Source organism: Paludibacterium flexuosum, from assembly GCF_037076605.1.
Lineage (GTDB): Bacteria > Pseudomonadota > Gammaproteobacteria > Burkholderiales > Chromobacteriaceae > Paludibacterium.
Map to the genome: position 1 here is coordinate 1,625,230 of NZ_AP029060.1, position 13,557 is coordinate 1,638,786.

13 protein-coding genes are annotated in these 13,557 nt (G+C 59.7%); 4 read left to right on the forward strand and 9 right to left on the reverse strand.

The features are described from left to right. Positions 1-120 precede the first annotated feature (120 nt). The 3 genes from AACH39_RS07665 to AACH39_RS07675 are packed head-to-tail and all read right to left on the reverse strand — an operon-like array spanning position 121 to position 2,964. Positions 121-633 (reverse strand): DUF934 domain-containing protein, encoded by a 513-nt coding sequence (locus AACH39_RS07665; protein ID WP_215781310.1) that lies wholly within the window; start codon positions 631-633, stop codon positions 121-123. Continuing rightward, on the reverse strand, positions 617-2,269 hold the full coding sequence (locus tag AACH39_RS07670; protein WP_338621221.1) for a nitrite/sulfite reductase: 1,653 nt from the start codon (positions 2,267-2,269) through the stop codon (positions 617-619). Before AACH39_RS07670 ends, AACH39_RS07665 begins: the two co-directional genes overlap by 17 nt. Positions 2,270-2,271: 2 nt before the next feature. Further along, a complete protein-coding gene (locus AACH39_RS07675) occupies positions 2,272-2,964 on the reverse strand; it encodes a phosphoadenylyl-sulfate reductase (protein WP_215781306.1) in 693 nt (230 codons plus the stop codon). Between the two features lie 111 nt (positions 2,965-3,075). Between AACH39_RS07675 and cysB the strand changes: the two genes are divergently transcribed. Continuing rightward, a complete protein-coding gene (cysB, locus tag AACH39_RS07680; protein ID WP_215781304.1) occupies positions 3,076-4,035 on the forward strand; it encodes an HTH-type transcriptional regulator CysB in 960 nt (319 codons plus the stop codon). A 66-nt stretch (positions 4,036-4,101) separates the two neighbouring features. Here the strand turns inward: cysB and fabG are convergent, their stop codons facing one another. Both fabG and AACH39_RS07690 read right to left on the reverse strand, forming a co-directional pair. Then, on the reverse strand, positions 4,102-4,842 hold the full coding sequence (gene fabG / locus AACH39_RS07685; RefSeq protein ID WP_215781293.1) for a 3-oxoacyl-ACP reductase FabG: 741 nt from the start codon (positions 4,840-4,842) through the stop codon (positions 4,102-4,104). Between the two features lie 247 nt (positions 4,843-5,089). After that, positions 5,090-6,715: an ABC-F family ATPase gene (locus AACH39_RS07690; RefSeq protein WP_215781291.1), complete on the reverse strand. Its 1,626-nt coding sequence runs from the start codon at positions 6,713-6,715 to the stop codon at positions 5,090-5,092. Positions 6,716-6,882: 167 nt separating this feature from the next. Here AACH39_RS07690 and dapA point away from each other — a divergent pair, with 167 nt between their 5' ends. The 3 genes from dapA (at position 6,883) to AACH39_RS07705 (ending at position 10,374) form a co-directional block, all read left to right on the forward strand. Further along, entirely contained in the window at positions 6,883-7,758 is an 876-nt protein-coding gene (dapA, locus tag AACH39_RS07695; protein WP_215781288.1) for a 4-hydroxy-tetrahydrodipicolinate synthase, read from the forward strand. 19 nt (positions 7,759-7,777) lie between these two features. Next, a complete protein-coding gene (gene bamC / locus AACH39_RS07700; protein ID WP_338621222.1) occupies positions 7,778-8,932 on the forward strand; it encodes an outer membrane protein assembly factor BamC in 1,155 nt (384 codons plus the stop codon). A gap of 956 nt (positions 8,933-9,888) precedes the next feature. Beyond that, positions 9,889-10,374: a peptidylprolyl isomerase gene (locus AACH39_RS07705; protein WP_215781283.1), complete on the forward strand. Its 486-nt coding sequence runs from the start codon at positions 9,889-9,891 to the stop codon at positions 10,372-10,374. Positions 10,375-10,426: 52 nt separating this feature from the next. On the opposite strand, the gene prmC is transcribed toward AACH39_RS07705, so the two are convergent. The 4 genes from prmC to AACH39_RS07725 form a co-directional block, all read right to left on the reverse strand. Continuing rightward, entirely contained in the window at positions 10,427-11,245 is an 819-nt protein-coding gene (prmC, locus tag AACH39_RS07710; protein ID WP_215781281.1) for a peptide chain release factor N(5)-glutamine methyltransferase, read from the reverse strand. 5 nt (positions 11,246-11,250) lie between these two features. Then, positions 11,251-11,937: a monofunctional biosynthetic peptidoglycan transglycosylase gene (gene mtgA, locus AACH39_RS07715; RefSeq protein WP_215781279.1), complete on the reverse strand. Its 687-nt coding sequence runs from the start codon at positions 11,935-11,937 to the stop codon at positions 11,251-11,253. A gap of 2 nt (positions 11,938-11,939) precedes the next feature. Then, positions 11,940-12,767: a shikimate dehydrogenase gene (gene aroE / locus AACH39_RS07720; RefSeq protein WP_215781276.1), complete on the reverse strand. Its 828-nt coding sequence runs from the start codon at positions 12,765-12,767 to the stop codon at positions 11,940-11,942. Between the two features lie 74 nt (positions 12,768-12,841). After that, positions 12,842-13,294, reverse strand: a complete 453-nt coding sequence (locus AACH39_RS07725) for a rhodanese-like domain-containing protein (protein WP_338621223.1) — start codon at positions 13,292-13,294, stop codon at positions 12,842-12,844. Positions 13,295-13,557 lie beyond the last annotated feature (263 nt).

Sequence of the window (13,557 nt, forward strand, 5' to 3'; positions counted from 1 at the left end):
CTATAGGAATCAGGCTATCCCATGTCAACAGCACAGCTGAGGCAAAAAAGCCAAGCTGTTGCGCTAGAACCTACTTCTTATCCAGATGTCGCACAAGTATTGTAACAAATTTACAACACATCAGTCATGACTGATGCATCTGCGAAACAGTGGTTGCGGCTGCCGAAAGCTAGTCTGGTAATGCTCCGAGAAGGCCGCACCTGCCAGTCCACCCTGTGGCAAAGGCTTGCCTGGCTTGATTTCGAAGCTATCAAAGCCGACCAGCCACAACGCCTGGACCTGATCCTGCCAGACATCGCCCAGCGCCCGAAGTTCCCCTGCATAGTTGTATCGTTCGCGCAACAAGCGCGCAATGCTATAGCCGCGCCCATCGGTAAAGCTGGGAAAGTCAATGGCAATAAGCGTTAACAGATTGAGAGAAGGTTGAAGCTGCCCCGGCTCATGATCGGGCGCGAGCCAGACCGCGGTCCGTCCGGGACGGTCCAGCAGCTCACTCTGCATCGATAGCCAGGCCGGCAAAGGCACGATGATGTCATCGTCCGGCGCAGATGACGGCAGCTGCCCGTCCTCCTCCTGGCGCAGCAAGACCCAGCGGTCCTCACGCAGACCGTGCCGATCAATGATGTTTTGCATACACGCGCTCCTTGAACGGCTCGGCCCCGAGTCGCTGCACGACCTCGAGGAAGGTTTCGTCGGGCTGACGCCGCTCGACGTAGACTTGCAGGATCTTGTCGATGACATCCGGAATGGCCTCGCGTGCAAAGGAAGGACCAATCACCTTGCCGATGGCGGCCTGTTTGCCCTGGCTGCCCCCCAGCTGAATCTGGTACCACTCCTCGCCATTCTTATCGACACCGAGGATCCCGATATTGCCGATGTGGTGATGGCCACAGGCATTCATACACCCCGACATGTTCAGCTGCAGCGGCCCCAGATCATGCAGGTAGTCCAGGTCATCAAAGCGCTCCTGGATGGCGGCAGCAATCGGGATGGACTTGGCATTGGCCAACGAGCAGAAATCGCCCCCGGGACAGCAGATGATGTCGGTCAGCAAGCCGATATTGGGGGTGGCAAAGCCTTGCTGGCGTGCCAATTGCCAGAGTTCGTACAGATGACTTTCCGCCATGTCCGGCAGAATCAGGTTCTGCTCATGAGCCACACGGATTTCGCCGAAGGCAAAGCGATCGACCCAATCCGCCACGGCCTCCATCTGGCCGGCCGTGATATCCCCCGGCGGTACGCCGGTTTTTTTCAATGACAGGATCACGCTGCGGTAGCCTGGCTGACGCTGGGGACGGGTATTGCGCTCAACCCAGCGGGCAAAGGCCGGGTCTGCCTGGCGTGCCGCATCGAATGCCCCCGTCTGCGGCGTGCCGTAAGACGGTGCCGTGAAAAACGCAGCGTAGTGCGCGACATGCTCCGGCGTCAGCGTCGCCGGCCCCTCTTTGAGGTGCAGCCACTCATCTTCCACCTTGGCGGCAAAGCCCTCCGGCGTCATGGCCTTGACCAGGATCTTGATGCGCGCCTTGTACTTGTTGTCACGACGACCAAAGCGGTTGTACACCCGCAGCACAGCGTCCAGATAGGTCAGCAGATGCCGGGCGGGCAAAAAGGACTTGATGACATCGCCGATGATCGGCGTACGCCCCAGACCGCCGCCGATAGCGACCTGAAAACCGACCTCCCCGGCCGGGCCGTGGCAGGCGGTCAGACCAATATCGTGCACCAGGGTCGCGGCGCGGTCTTCGACGCTGCCGGAAACGGCAATCTTGAATTTGCGCGGCAGGAAGGCGAACTCGGAATGCAGGGTGCTCCACTGGCGGATGATCTCGCACCAGGGACGCGGATCAATGATTTCGTCTGCCGCCACGCCGGCGAAAGCATCGGTCGTGGTGTTGCGCACGCAGTTGCCGGAAGTCTGGATCGCATGCATTTGCACGGTTGCCAGTTCGGCCAGGATATCTGGCACCTGAGCCAGCTCGACCCAGTTGAACTGGATATTCTGCCGCGTGGTGAAATGGCCGTAACCGCGATCGTAACGACGGGCAATCTCGGCCAGTTTGCGCAACTGCCTGGACGAGAGGATGCCGTAGGGAATCGCCACCCGCAGCATGGGGGCATGGCGCTGGATGTACAGCCCGTTCATCAATCGCAGCGGACGGAATTCGTCTTCGCTCAGCCCGCCGGCCAGAAAGCGCTCGGTCTGGTCGCGGAACTGGGCCACACGCTCGTCAACGATGCGCTGATCGATTTCATTGTATTGATACATGGTCAGACCTGCTTGATGCGCACATGCAGGCCGCACTCTTTGGTTTCGGGGTTTTCCCACCACCAGCGTCCGGCACGCAGGTCCTCGCCGACGGCAATCGGCCGGGTACAGGGCGCACAGCCAATGGAGGGATAGTGCTGATCGTGCAGGCGATTGTAGGGCACCTGATGCTCACGCAGGTATTGCCAGACATCGGCTTCCTGCCAGTCGGCCAGCGGGTTGTACTTCATCAGCCCGTGATCTTCGTCGAAGGCCTCGAACGGCAGATCGCTGCGAGTCGTTGACTGTGCCTGGCGCATGCCGGTGATCCATGCCTGCTGGCCGGCCAGCGCCCGCCCGAGCGGTTCGACCTTGCGCAGGGCACAGCAGGCCTTGCGCAGTTCGACGCTGCGATAGAAGGCATCGACACCATGCTCGCTGACCCACGCGCCCAGCGCAGCGGCATCCGGGTAATAGACCCTGAGACGCAACCCGGGGTAGTGCTGCGGCAAACGATCCAGCAACTGATAGGTTTCGGCCGGCAAACGTCCGGTATCCAGGCAGAAAACGGCGAAAGGCAGATTCAGACGGGCGATCAGATCGGTCAGCACCATATCCTCCGCCCCCAGACTGTTGGCCAGCACCACGGCCGCATGGGCGCCCTGGATGGCCTGCAGGCGTGCCGTGGTCGCCGCCAGACGTTGCTGATAACTCATCGGTTTTTCTCACCTTTTATAGTCAATGCATGCTACCCAAACGACCTATAAACTTAAAAGAATATTGTGTTAGTATTTAATTACTCCTGGTTTTAACAACAAGGTTCCCGCATGAAGCTGCAGCAGTTGCGTTATCTGGTGGAAGTGGCCAAACAGGGTCTGAATGTGTCGGAGGCGGCAGAAAAACTGCATACCTCGCAACCTGGCATCAGCAAACAAATCCGCTTGCTGGAGGATGAACTCGGTATTCAGATCTTCATCCGCAACGGCAAACGGGTAGTCGCGGTCTCCGACCCTGGCAAGGAGGTGCTGAAGATCTCCGAGCGCATTTTGCGCGAAGCCCAGAACCTCAAACGCGTCGGCGATGAATTCTCGCGCGAGGCCGAAGGCTCACTCACCGTGGCGACGACCCACACCCAGGCGCGCTACGCCCTGCCGGCAACCATCACCGCCTTCATGCAGCGCTATCCGGCCGTGCGTCTGTCGATCAAGCAAGGCAGCCCGACCCAGATCTGCGACATGGTCATCAGCGGCGAAGCCGACCTGGCGCTCGCCACCGAAGGGATCGCGCTGTACAAGGAACTGGCCATGCTGCCCTGCTACGAATGGAATCGTGGTGTGGTGGTCCCTGAAGGCCACCCCCTGCTGGCGCTGGATCATCCGATCACGCTGCAGGACATTGCACGCTATCCGATCATCACCTACGACTTTGCCTTCACCGGCCGCTCGAAAATCAACAAGGCCTTTGCCAGTCAGTCGCTGACGCCGACGGTGGTACTGACCGCCATCGACACCGACGTGATCAAGACCTATGTCGGATTGGGGCTGGGGATCGGCATTATTGCCAATATGGCTTTCGAGCCGGAGCGCGATACCGGCTTGCGCATCATTGATGCCAGCCATCTGTTCGAACCGTCCACCACCAAGGTGGGCATCCGCCGCGACGCTTACCTGCGCGGCTTTGCCTATACCTTCATCGAGCTGTTTGCCCCCCACCTGCACCGGCGCGAGGTCGAAGCGGCCCTGCTGGCCAGCGCCCATGAGGATGAGCTGGACGACGAAGAGGTCTGATGCTGCGGCAGCGGAAACCAAAAAGGCGTGGAAGCCCGCTTCCACGCCTTTTTCTCATGCCATGGCTTACAGCGTCAGGCCGCCCGTCACCTCGATGGCTGCGCCGTTGATGTAGCTGGCGTCATCGGAAGCCAGGAAGGCGTACACATTGGCGATCTCGGACGGCTGAGCCAGACGGCGCATCGGCACGCGCTCCTCCATGGCCTGGATGACCTTTTCCGGCATGGCGTTGAGGATGGGGGTGGCGACGAAGCCAGGGCATACGGCGTTGGCACGAATGCCCTTCTTGCCCAGCTCCTTGGCCCAGGTCTTGACGAAGCCAATCACACCGAACTTGGTGGCGGCATAATTGGTCTGGCCGAAGTTGCCATACAGGCCCACCACCGACGAGGCATTGAGGATCACCCCGCTGCCCTGCTCCACCATGGTGTCCACCACGGCACGGGTGCAGTTGTAGACCCCCTTGAGGTTGATGTCGATGACCTGATCAAACTGATCATCGGTCATTTTGGTCAGTTGGGCATCCTTGACGATACCGGCATTATTCACCAGCACGTCGATACGGCCGAAGCGCTGCTTGACGTCGGCAACCATGCTGGCGATTTCTGCCTTGTCGGTCACATTGACCCGGTAGGCGACGGCCTGACCACCGGCCGCCTTGAGCGACTCGGCGACCGCCTGGACGGCTTCGAGATTGACGTCACAGACGGCGACAATCGAGCCTTCCTGCACGAATTTCTCCGCGGTCGCCTTGCCGATGCCGCTGGCGGCGCCGGTAATGATCGATACTTTCCCTTGTAATTTCATGGTGCATCCTTCTTTGGCTGTGTTCTCCGAACGTCAGGCACAAAACCTGTCGTTTCCCAGTAAAGCGTTATTGTTATTGGGTCCTGATTTGCTCAGGTGTGGCAACCACGATATTGCAGTGCACAAAGCGCTAGACTGACTATAGACCAGCCTTTTGGGACGGTAAAGCCTAATTCTGTCACCAAAAATGATGCATTGCGCACAAAGAAACGGCCGCTTGCGCGGCCGTTTTTGCAAAGCATGAAGCTTACTCCAGACCGCGGCTGGCCAGGTAGTCTTCGTACTCACCGATGTAATGCTGATACCCGCCATTGCCATCCAGCTCGAGAATCTGCGTGGCCAGCGAGCCGACGAACTGACGGTCGTGCGACACGAAAATCAGCGTGCCCTTGTATTTTTCCAGCGCCATGTTGAGCGCCTCGATGGTTTCCATGTCCATGTGGTTGGTCGGCTCGTCCATGATCAGCACATTCGGCTTGGTCAGGATCATCTTGCCATACAGCATGCGGCCTTTCTCACCACCGGACAGCACCTTGACCGCCTTGGTCACGTCATCGCCCGAGAACAGCAGACGCCCCAGCGTCCCGCGGATCACCTGCTCGTCGTCGCCCTCCTGGCCCCAGTCGCGCATCCATTCGGACAGGGTGCGATCCGAGTCGAAATCGTTCTCGTGATCCTGCGGGTAGTAGCCGATCTGCGCCTTTTCCGCCCACTTGATGCTGCCCTGATCGGGGGTCACATCGCTCAGCGAAGCATCAAAGGCATTGGCCAGCATCTTGACCAGCGTCGACTTGCCGGCGCCGTTCGGGCCGATGATCGCCAGGCGCTGGCCGGCTTCCAGAATCAGGTCGAGCTTGTTGATCAGCGGCTTGTCGAAGGACTTCGACACTTCGCTCAGCTCCACGGCCTGACGGTGCAGCTTGTTCTTGTCCTCGACCTCGAAGCGGATGAACGGGCTCTGGCGCGAAGACGGCTTGACTTCGACCATGTCGGCCTTGAGCTTGTCGACCTGTTTCAACCGCGAGGTTGCCTGACGGGCCTTGGACTTGTTGGCCGAGAAGCGGGCCACGAATTCCTGCAGTTCCTGGATACGCTCCTTGGCCTTGGCATTGGACGACAGCTGACGTTCGCGCGCCTGGGTCGAGGCGATCATGTAGTCATCGTAATTGCCCGGATAGATGCGGATGGTGTTGTAGTCCAGGTCGGCCATGTGGGTGCAGACCGAGTTCAGGAAGTGTCGGTCGTGCGAAATGATGATCATGGTCGAGTTGCGCTCGTTGAGCACATGCTCCAGCCAACGAATGGTGTTGATGTCCAGGTTGTTGGTCGGTTCGTCGAGCAGCAGGATGTCCGGATCGGCAAACAGGGCCTGCGCCAGCAGCACGCGCAGCTTCCAGCCCGGCGCCACTTCGCTCATCGGACCGGTATGTTGCTCAACCGGAATGCCCACCCCCATCAGCAGCTCGCCGGCACGGGCTTCGGCGGTATAGCCGCCATACTCGGCAAACTTCGCCTCCAGCTCGGCGGCATGCATGTAGTCTTCGTCTGTGGCCTCGAGATTGGCATAGATGGCGTCACGTTCGCTCATCGCAGCCCACATTTCGGTATGCCCCATCATGACCACATCGATCACGCGCTGGTCTTCATAGGCAAACTGGTCCTGGCGCAGCTTGCCCAGACGCAGCCCGGTTTCGATGGCGACTTCGCCGCTGGTCTGCTCCAGATCGCCACCGAGGATTTTCATGAAAGTCGACTTGCCGCTACCGTTGGCGCCAATGAGGCCATAACGGTTGCCTTCACCAAATTTGACCGAAACCTTCTCGAACAACGGTTTCGCGCCAAACTGCATGGTAATGTTCTGTGTGGTAATCACGCTTGGATCCTTCAGCCTGTTAGCCGTAAGTATCGGGAAAAACGTGGGATTCTAGCACATTTGCCCCACTTTCCGGGCAAATAACAATTCAGAATCAGCCCTTCGACGCCGACGGGAATTCCGCTACAATCGGGCACTAACCTTTCTAGACCTATATAGGCAGATTTATGCTCACTGGTAGTCTGGTCGCGCTGGTCACCCCGATGCGGGAGGATGGTCAGGTCGATTTCGAGGCCCTGAAACGCCTGGTCGAGTTTCAGATTGAAAATGGCACCACGGGCATCGTGGCTGTCGGCACCACCGGAGAATCCCCCACCCTGACGCCAGACGAGCATCGCGCCGTCGTCGAAACCGTCGTCCGGCAGGCGGCGGGCCGGGTCAGCGTCATTGCCGGCGCTGGGGGCAATGCCACCGCCCACGCCGTGGAACTGGCTCGCACCATGCAGCAGACCGGTGCCGACATGCTGCTTTCCGTTGCGCCCTATTACAACAAGCCCTCGCAGGAAGGACTGTACCAGCACTTCCGCACACTGGCCGAAGCCGTCTCCATCCCGGTCCTGCTCTATAACGTTCCGGGACGCACGGTGGCCGACCTGGCCAATGACACGGTGCTGCGGCTGGCCGAGATCGACAATATCGTCGGGCTCAAAGACGCCACCGGCAACATTGCCCGTCACTGCGACCTGACACGGCGCGCGCCGCAGGACTTTGCCCTGTACTCCGGCGAGGACAGCACCTCGCTGGCCTATCTGCTGTGCGGCGGTCACGGCGTGATTTCCGTCACGGCCAATGTGGCGCCGGCGCTGATGAGTCGCATGACACAGGCCGCCATCGCTGGAGATATTCCCCTGGCGCGCAGCTCTAATGATATGCTGCAGGGCTTGCATCACCGATTATTTATCGAGCCCAGTCCGGCGCCCAGCAAATGGGCACTGAGCAGGCTGGGACTGATAGAAAACGGCATCCGCCTGCCGCTGATGCCACTGACCGAAGCCAGCCAGGTGCTGGTCGAGGCCGCCATGAAACAAGCTGAAGTCATCTAACCCCAAGATGGGAGCTCGCATGAAACGAACCGCGCCTGCCGCGATTCTGCTGGCAACCGGCCTGATCGCAGGTTGCAGCACCAGTGAACCGCTTAGCCAGAAAGCCAACTTCGAGTCAGTCGTCCCCGCAAAAGCAGCCGACAGCGGGCTGGAAGTCCCGCCGGATCTGACTGCGCCGCAAGCCCAGGACAAGTATTCGATCCCGGGCAGCGGCTCGGCCTCGGCCAGCCAGATGCCCAAACCCGCGGCACCGGCCGGCGTCACCGCCAGCACGGCCAGCGACAACACGGTTGCGGCCAGCGTCGACAAGGTCCGCATGATGCGCGCCGGCACGCAGCGCTGGCTGGTGGTCGGCGACAAGACGCCGGCACAGCTGTGGCCCTTGCTCAAGGCCTTCTGGCAAGACAGCGGCTTTACGATCAAGACGGAAGAGCCGGATATCGGCGTGATGGAAACCGACTGGGCGGAAAACCGTGCCAAGCTGCCGAACGACGGCATCCGCGTCCTGCTCGACAAAGTCGGCCTGGGCGGCATCTACTCCACCTCGCAACGCGACATGTTCCGCATTCGCCTGGAAAAGGGCGAAAATGGCAGCACCGAGGTGTACTTCTCGCATCGCGGGCTGGACGAGGTCTACTCCGACAAGGACAAGACCCAGACCGTCTGGCAGCCGCGCCCCGTCGATCCGGAGCTGGAAGCCGAAATGCTCGGTCGCTTCATGATGCGCCTCGGCATGACTGAAGAGCAGGCCAAGGCAACACTGAAGCAGGTCACTGCACCGGTTCAGGCGCAAACCAATCCGATCAGCAATGGCACCCTGACCATCGGCGACAGCTTCGACCGCGCCTGGCGCCGTGTCGGCCTGGCCCTGGACCGCGTCGGCATGGTGGTCGCTGACCGCGACCGCTCGCAAGGCATCTACTTTGTCAAACCGGCCAAGAGCGATCTGGATCAGAAGGACAAGGACAGCAGCGGTGGCTTCTGGTCCGGCCTGGCCTTCTGGCACAGCAGCACCCCGCAGCCGCTGCTCAGCGACGACGGCAACATGCAGGTCCGGGTCAAGGAAAGCACGCCGGGCAGCACCAGCATCACCATTACCGACAAGCAGGGCAAGGTACTGGAAGATGCCGCGGCCAAGTCGGCGCTGCTCAAGCTGCAGGCCGAACTGCAATAAGACGGTCGGCACAAAAAAAGCCCACGAACAATTCGTGGGCTTTTTTATTTACCCGATGATTTCACCAGGCAAATAAAAAACCGGCTCGAAGCCGGTTTTTTATTACTACTCAAGTTCCGCTTACTTAGCAGCGGAAGCAGCCGGAGCGGAAGCAGCCGGTGCAGAGGCTTCCGGAGCGGAAGCAGCCGGAGCGGAAGCGGCCGGAGCGGAGGCAGCAGCCGGAGCGGATGCGTCAGCAGCAGGAGCTTCGTCTTTCTTACCGCAAGCGGTCAGAGCTACAGCCAGCAGGGCAGCAACGAGGAGCGACTGTTTCATTTTTTCTTTACCTTTGAAGATAAGTTGAACAAGACGTCAGTTTAATCGCAGCCATCTAAACGATGGGAACGGCTGAAAATCCTTCAGTGCGCAAATTGTAGCACGAAAAAAAAGACTGCATAGAGTGCAATACGTCCAAAAATACAACGAATGCGACTAAAGTTTATTGCAAAGCAACAATACAGTCAAAACGGAGGACACGAGGTCCTTCGTAACGTTTTCGAACCGCCGACGTGCGCAATTACGAACAGATTTTGTTGTTATTGTGCTACAAATTCACGAGAATGCCAAGACCAAATATGCGTAAATCCTTTTCCTCGGCATAAAACCCACCCGATAGCCGGTGGTATTTTGGAAAAGCGCGATCCACGCAAAGTGTTGCCATCAGGCGACACCGCAAGGGTGAGCGCCTTCTAATAAGCTCACGATGGATTCGCTGGCGGACAGAAATCAAACTTGGTGTTGCCCTCTTCCGGGTGGAATGAAACCAATCAATAAAGTCAGAATCGGCACGTCATTCGGCTTCCCGCACCGAATGGTTTACAATGCCGACAAACGCGCTACACTTGCGCCACTATCTTGTCGGCCGATGACCGCCATCTCACCGTCAAGCCTTTTTACCTCCTGCACGGATCACTTTCATGCAAATCGCCAAAAATACTGTCGTGACCATCCATTACGAGATGTTCGACGCCGACAACAACCTGCTCGACAAGACCGAAGAGCCGATCAGCTATCTGCACGGTGGCTATGACGGTATTTTCCCGCTGGTTGAGGAAGCGCTGCATGGCAAGGACGTCGGCGAATCGGTTGATGTGAAGCTGGCGCCGGATGATGCCTTCGGCGAACCGGAAGAAGAATTGATCCGCGTCGAAGCCCTCGACGTGTTCCCGACCGACGTCGAAGTCGGCATGATGTTCGAAGCCGATGATCCGGAAAGCGGCGAAATCCTGCTGTTCCGTGTCACCGACATCGCTGACGGCAAGGCCGTGGTAGATGCCAACCACCCGCTGGCCGGCATGACCATTCGCTTCGCCGCCAAGGTGGTTGAAGTCCGCCCGGCCACCGAAGACGAAATCGGTCATGGCCACGCCCATGGCGCGCACGGTCATCACCACGAGCACTAAGCCGCACAGGCCGTCGACGTAAAAAAACCCGCCTAACGGCGGGTTTTTTGTTTCAGCAGCGACGACCGAGGGTAACCCGGTCCAGGCCGGCCAGATCCGGCAAGGTTTCAACCTGCTGCAGCCCCTGCGCAAGAAACAGGGCCCTGACCGCCTCGCCCTGATCATAGCCATGCTCGACCATCAGCCATCCCCCCGGCTGCAGGCGGGAGGGAGCCCCGGCAGCAATGGCGCGCAGACAAGACAGTCCATCGGCACCATCCGTCAGCGCCATACGCGGCTCGAAGCGCACATCGCCCTCGCCCAGGTGATGATCCTGTGCCGCAATATAGGGCGGATTGGACACGATCAAGTCAAAACACGCTGACGACGCCAGCGGCTCAAACCAGGAGCCCTGATGAAAACGGACCGTCGCCTGCAGGCGCTCGGCATTTCCCCGTGCCACCGCCAGGGCGTCCGGCGACAGATCTACCGCCGTCACCTGCCATTGCGGGGCCTCCAGAGCCAGGGTCACGGCAATCGCGCCGCTGCCACAGCCAAGATCCAGCACCTGCGCCGGGCCGCGCCCCTGACGCGCCAGCGCTGCCTCCACCAGATGTTCGGTTTCCGGACGCGGGATCAGCACGGACGGCGAAACCGCAAAAGGTCGACCGTAAAACTCGCGCTGCCCCAGCAGATAGGCCAGCGGCTCCCCGTCCACACGCCGCTGCGCCAGCCGGCAGAATGCCGCATAGACGCCCGACTGCAGCTCATGCTCCGGATAAGCGACGATGCGGGCATGGGTCAGATCCGGCACGACATGCATCAACAACAGACGGGACTCAAGGCGCGGCAGCGCAAAAGCGCGCAGCGCCGAAGCAATGGTAGGCGTCATCAGGGTCATTCCGGCAGATCGGCGTACGGCATGCGCCGCAGAATAATGCGCGTCTTGCGCCCCAGTCCGGGCGCATTGCGGTGCTCGTCGTAGTAACGCGGGTTGGGTACCATGGCCGCCAGCTTGGCGGCCTGGCCAGCGCTGAGCCGTGCCGCCGAAGTATGGAAGTAATAGCGCGCAGCCGCCTGGGCACCAAACACGCCATTGCCCCATTCAATCACATTCAGGTAGATCTCGAAGATACGGCGCTTGTCCATCACGGCCTCCAGCATCACCGTGATCAGCGCCTCCTCGGCCTTGCGCCAGGGCGTGCGCTTGTCGGAGAGAAACAGATTCTTCGCCAGTTGCTGGCTAATGGTCGAGCCACCGGCCACAATACGCCCCTTTTTCAGGTTTTTCTCGAAGGCCGTTTCGATGCCATCCCAGTCGAAACCGACGTGATCGACAAAATTGGCGTCTTCCGCGGCAATCAGGGCACGTTTGAGGTTGGGCGAGATCTGTTCGTAGGCCACCCACTGCTGACGCAGCTCGGCCTCGGGATCGTCTTCCTGCAGCTTGGCCAGCTGCTCGTTCATGAAGGCGCTGGCCGACGGGTTATGGCTGCGCCAGTAAACGATATGGCCGAAGATCCACAGGTTATATAAGGCAAAGGCGGTCACCAGGACCGCCAGCAGCTTGCTGAACCAGCGCATCGTCAGGCCAGCAATTCGCGCAGCATATTCGTCACCTTGCGCGTTTCCGGCTTGACGCCATGCCAGATATGGAAGGATTCCGCGGCCTGCTCGACCAGCATGCCCAGGCCATCGGCCAGCATGCCGGCATTTTCCGACTGGGCGCGCTGCAGGAACAGCGTCAGACCACTGCTGTATACCATGTCATAGGCCAGCGAGCGGGTGGTGAAAATACCGTGCGGGATCGGCGGCAGCTCGTTGTGCAGGCTGGTGGAGGTGCCATTGATCACAATGTCGAAATGCTGCCCGGCCAGTTGCTCATAGGCGGAGGCGGCACAGCGCCCCAGACCGAGCGCCTCGAAATGGTGCACCAGTGCCTCGGCCTTGATCAGGGTACGATTGGCAATGGTGACCGAGGCCGGTTTTTCCTGCAGGACAGGCCCGAGCACGCCGCGCACGGCACCACCGGCACCAAGAATCAGCACGCGCTTGCCTGCGATGGGGAAATCCAGGTTTTCCACGATGTCCCGCACCAGCCCCACGCCATCGGTGTTGTCGCCGAACACCTTGCCGTCGCGGAAGGTCAGGGTGTTGACAGCCTCGGCGGCACGCGCACGCTCGGACAGCTCGGTCGCCAGACGATAGGCGTCCCCCTTGAACGGCAAGGTCACATTCAGACCACAGCCCCCGGTTTTGACGAAGGCAGCGACCACATCGGCAAAACGGTCGGTGGCAGCCTGCAAGCGCTCATAGCGTATCGACCGGTTTTCGGCCCGGGCGAATTCGGCATGAATGAAAGGCGACTGGCTATGGTCTACGGGGTTACCGATGACGGCGTAACGTTCGGTCATGATCTGCTTTCTGGAAATCCGTTTACTGCGGTTGTCCGCTACTTTAGCCGCGACAGCCTCATGCATCAACACATTCAACCCTGTACCCAGGGCAAGCCATGCTTTTTCCAGCCATTGAGGTGGCCACGCTGGCTCATGCCATCCTTATCCCCCTCAAAGCCTTCCAGCACGTTATAGACCGCGGCGAACCCGGTCCCCTGCACCACACGTGCGGCCTCATCCGAGCGCGCACCGCTGCGGCACATCAGCATCACCGTCGCCTCCGGTGCGACACGGGCCTGCAACTGGGCGAGAAACTGGCCGTTGAGCTGCATGCCGGGATAACTGCGCCACTCGACACAGACGGCATTCGGCACCATGCCGACAAACTGCCACTCGGCAGCACTGCGCACATCCACCAACACCGCACCCGGCAAGTGCTGCATCAGGTACCAGGCTTCCTGCGGCAGCAGCGCCCCCTGATACGGCGCCCCCATGGCGGCGGCTCGCCCGGCGGCCTGTTGCAAAATTGTCTGAACCTGATCCATCACAGACTCCCCGCTCAGCGGTCAAAAATATGACGTCTTGATTATCCGTTGCAGGCGCAGACAAGGCAATGCCTGTTCACTCGGGCCGGATATGCATCATTTTGGTGCATTAAATCGGGGACAGCACTAAAATGGGTCGGCCAGTATCATGACGTACGCGTATCCAGCACGCCCTACAAGGATTTACCGTCCGGAAAAGGGTTGGCACGCTTCATGCTAGACAGTGTCCAGCAACCATTTCAGGCATCACCTTGAAGCAAGTA

Excerpts from the sequence above, each read along its gene's own strand:
- AACH39_RS07665 (WP_215781310.1), bottom strand. The coding sequence starts at position 633 with ATGCAAAACATCATTGATCGGCACGGTCTGCGTGAGGACCGCTGGGTC.
- AACH39_RS07670 (WP_338621221.1), bottom strand. The coding sequence starts at position 2,269 with ATGTATCAATACAATGAAATCGATCAGCGCATCGTTGACGAGCGTGTG.
- AACH39_RS07675 (WP_215781306.1), bottom strand. The coding sequence starts at position 2,964 with ATGAGTTATCAGCAACGTCTGGCGGCGACCACGGCACGCCTGCAGGCC.
- cysB (WP_215781304.1), top strand. The coding sequence starts at position 3,076 with ATGAAGCTGCAGCAGTTGCGTTATCTGGTGGAAGTGGCCAAACAGGGT.
- fabG (WP_215781293.1), bottom strand. The coding sequence starts at position 4,842 with ATGAAATTACAAGGGAAAGTATCGATCATTACCGGCGCCGCCAGCGGC.
- dapA (WP_215781288.1), top strand. The coding sequence starts at position 6,883 with ATGCTCACTGGTAGTCTGGTCGCGCTGGTCACCCCGATGCGGGAGGAT.
- bamC (WP_338621222.1), top strand. The coding sequence starts at position 7,778 with ATGAAACGAACCGCGCCTGCCGCGATTCTGCTGGCAACCGGCCTGATC.
- AACH39_RS07705 (WP_215781283.1), top strand. The coding sequence starts at position 9,889 with ATGCAAATCGCCAAAAATACTGTCGTGACCATCCATTACGAGATGTTC.
- prmC (WP_215781281.1), bottom strand. The coding sequence starts at position 11,245 with ATGACGCCTACCATTGCTTCGGCGCTGCGCGCTTTTGCGCTGCCGCGC.
- mtgA (WP_215781279.1), bottom strand. The coding sequence starts at position 11,937 with ATGCGCTGGTTCAGCAAGCTGCTGGCGGTCCTGGTGACCGCCTTTGCC.
- aroE (WP_215781276.1), bottom strand. The coding sequence starts at position 12,767 with ATGACCGAACGTTACGCCGTCATCGGTAACCCCGTAGACCATAGCCAG.
- AACH39_RS07725 (WP_338621223.1), bottom strand. The coding sequence starts at position 13,294 with ATGGATCAGGTTCAGACAATTTTGCAACAGGCCGCCGGGCGAGCCGCC.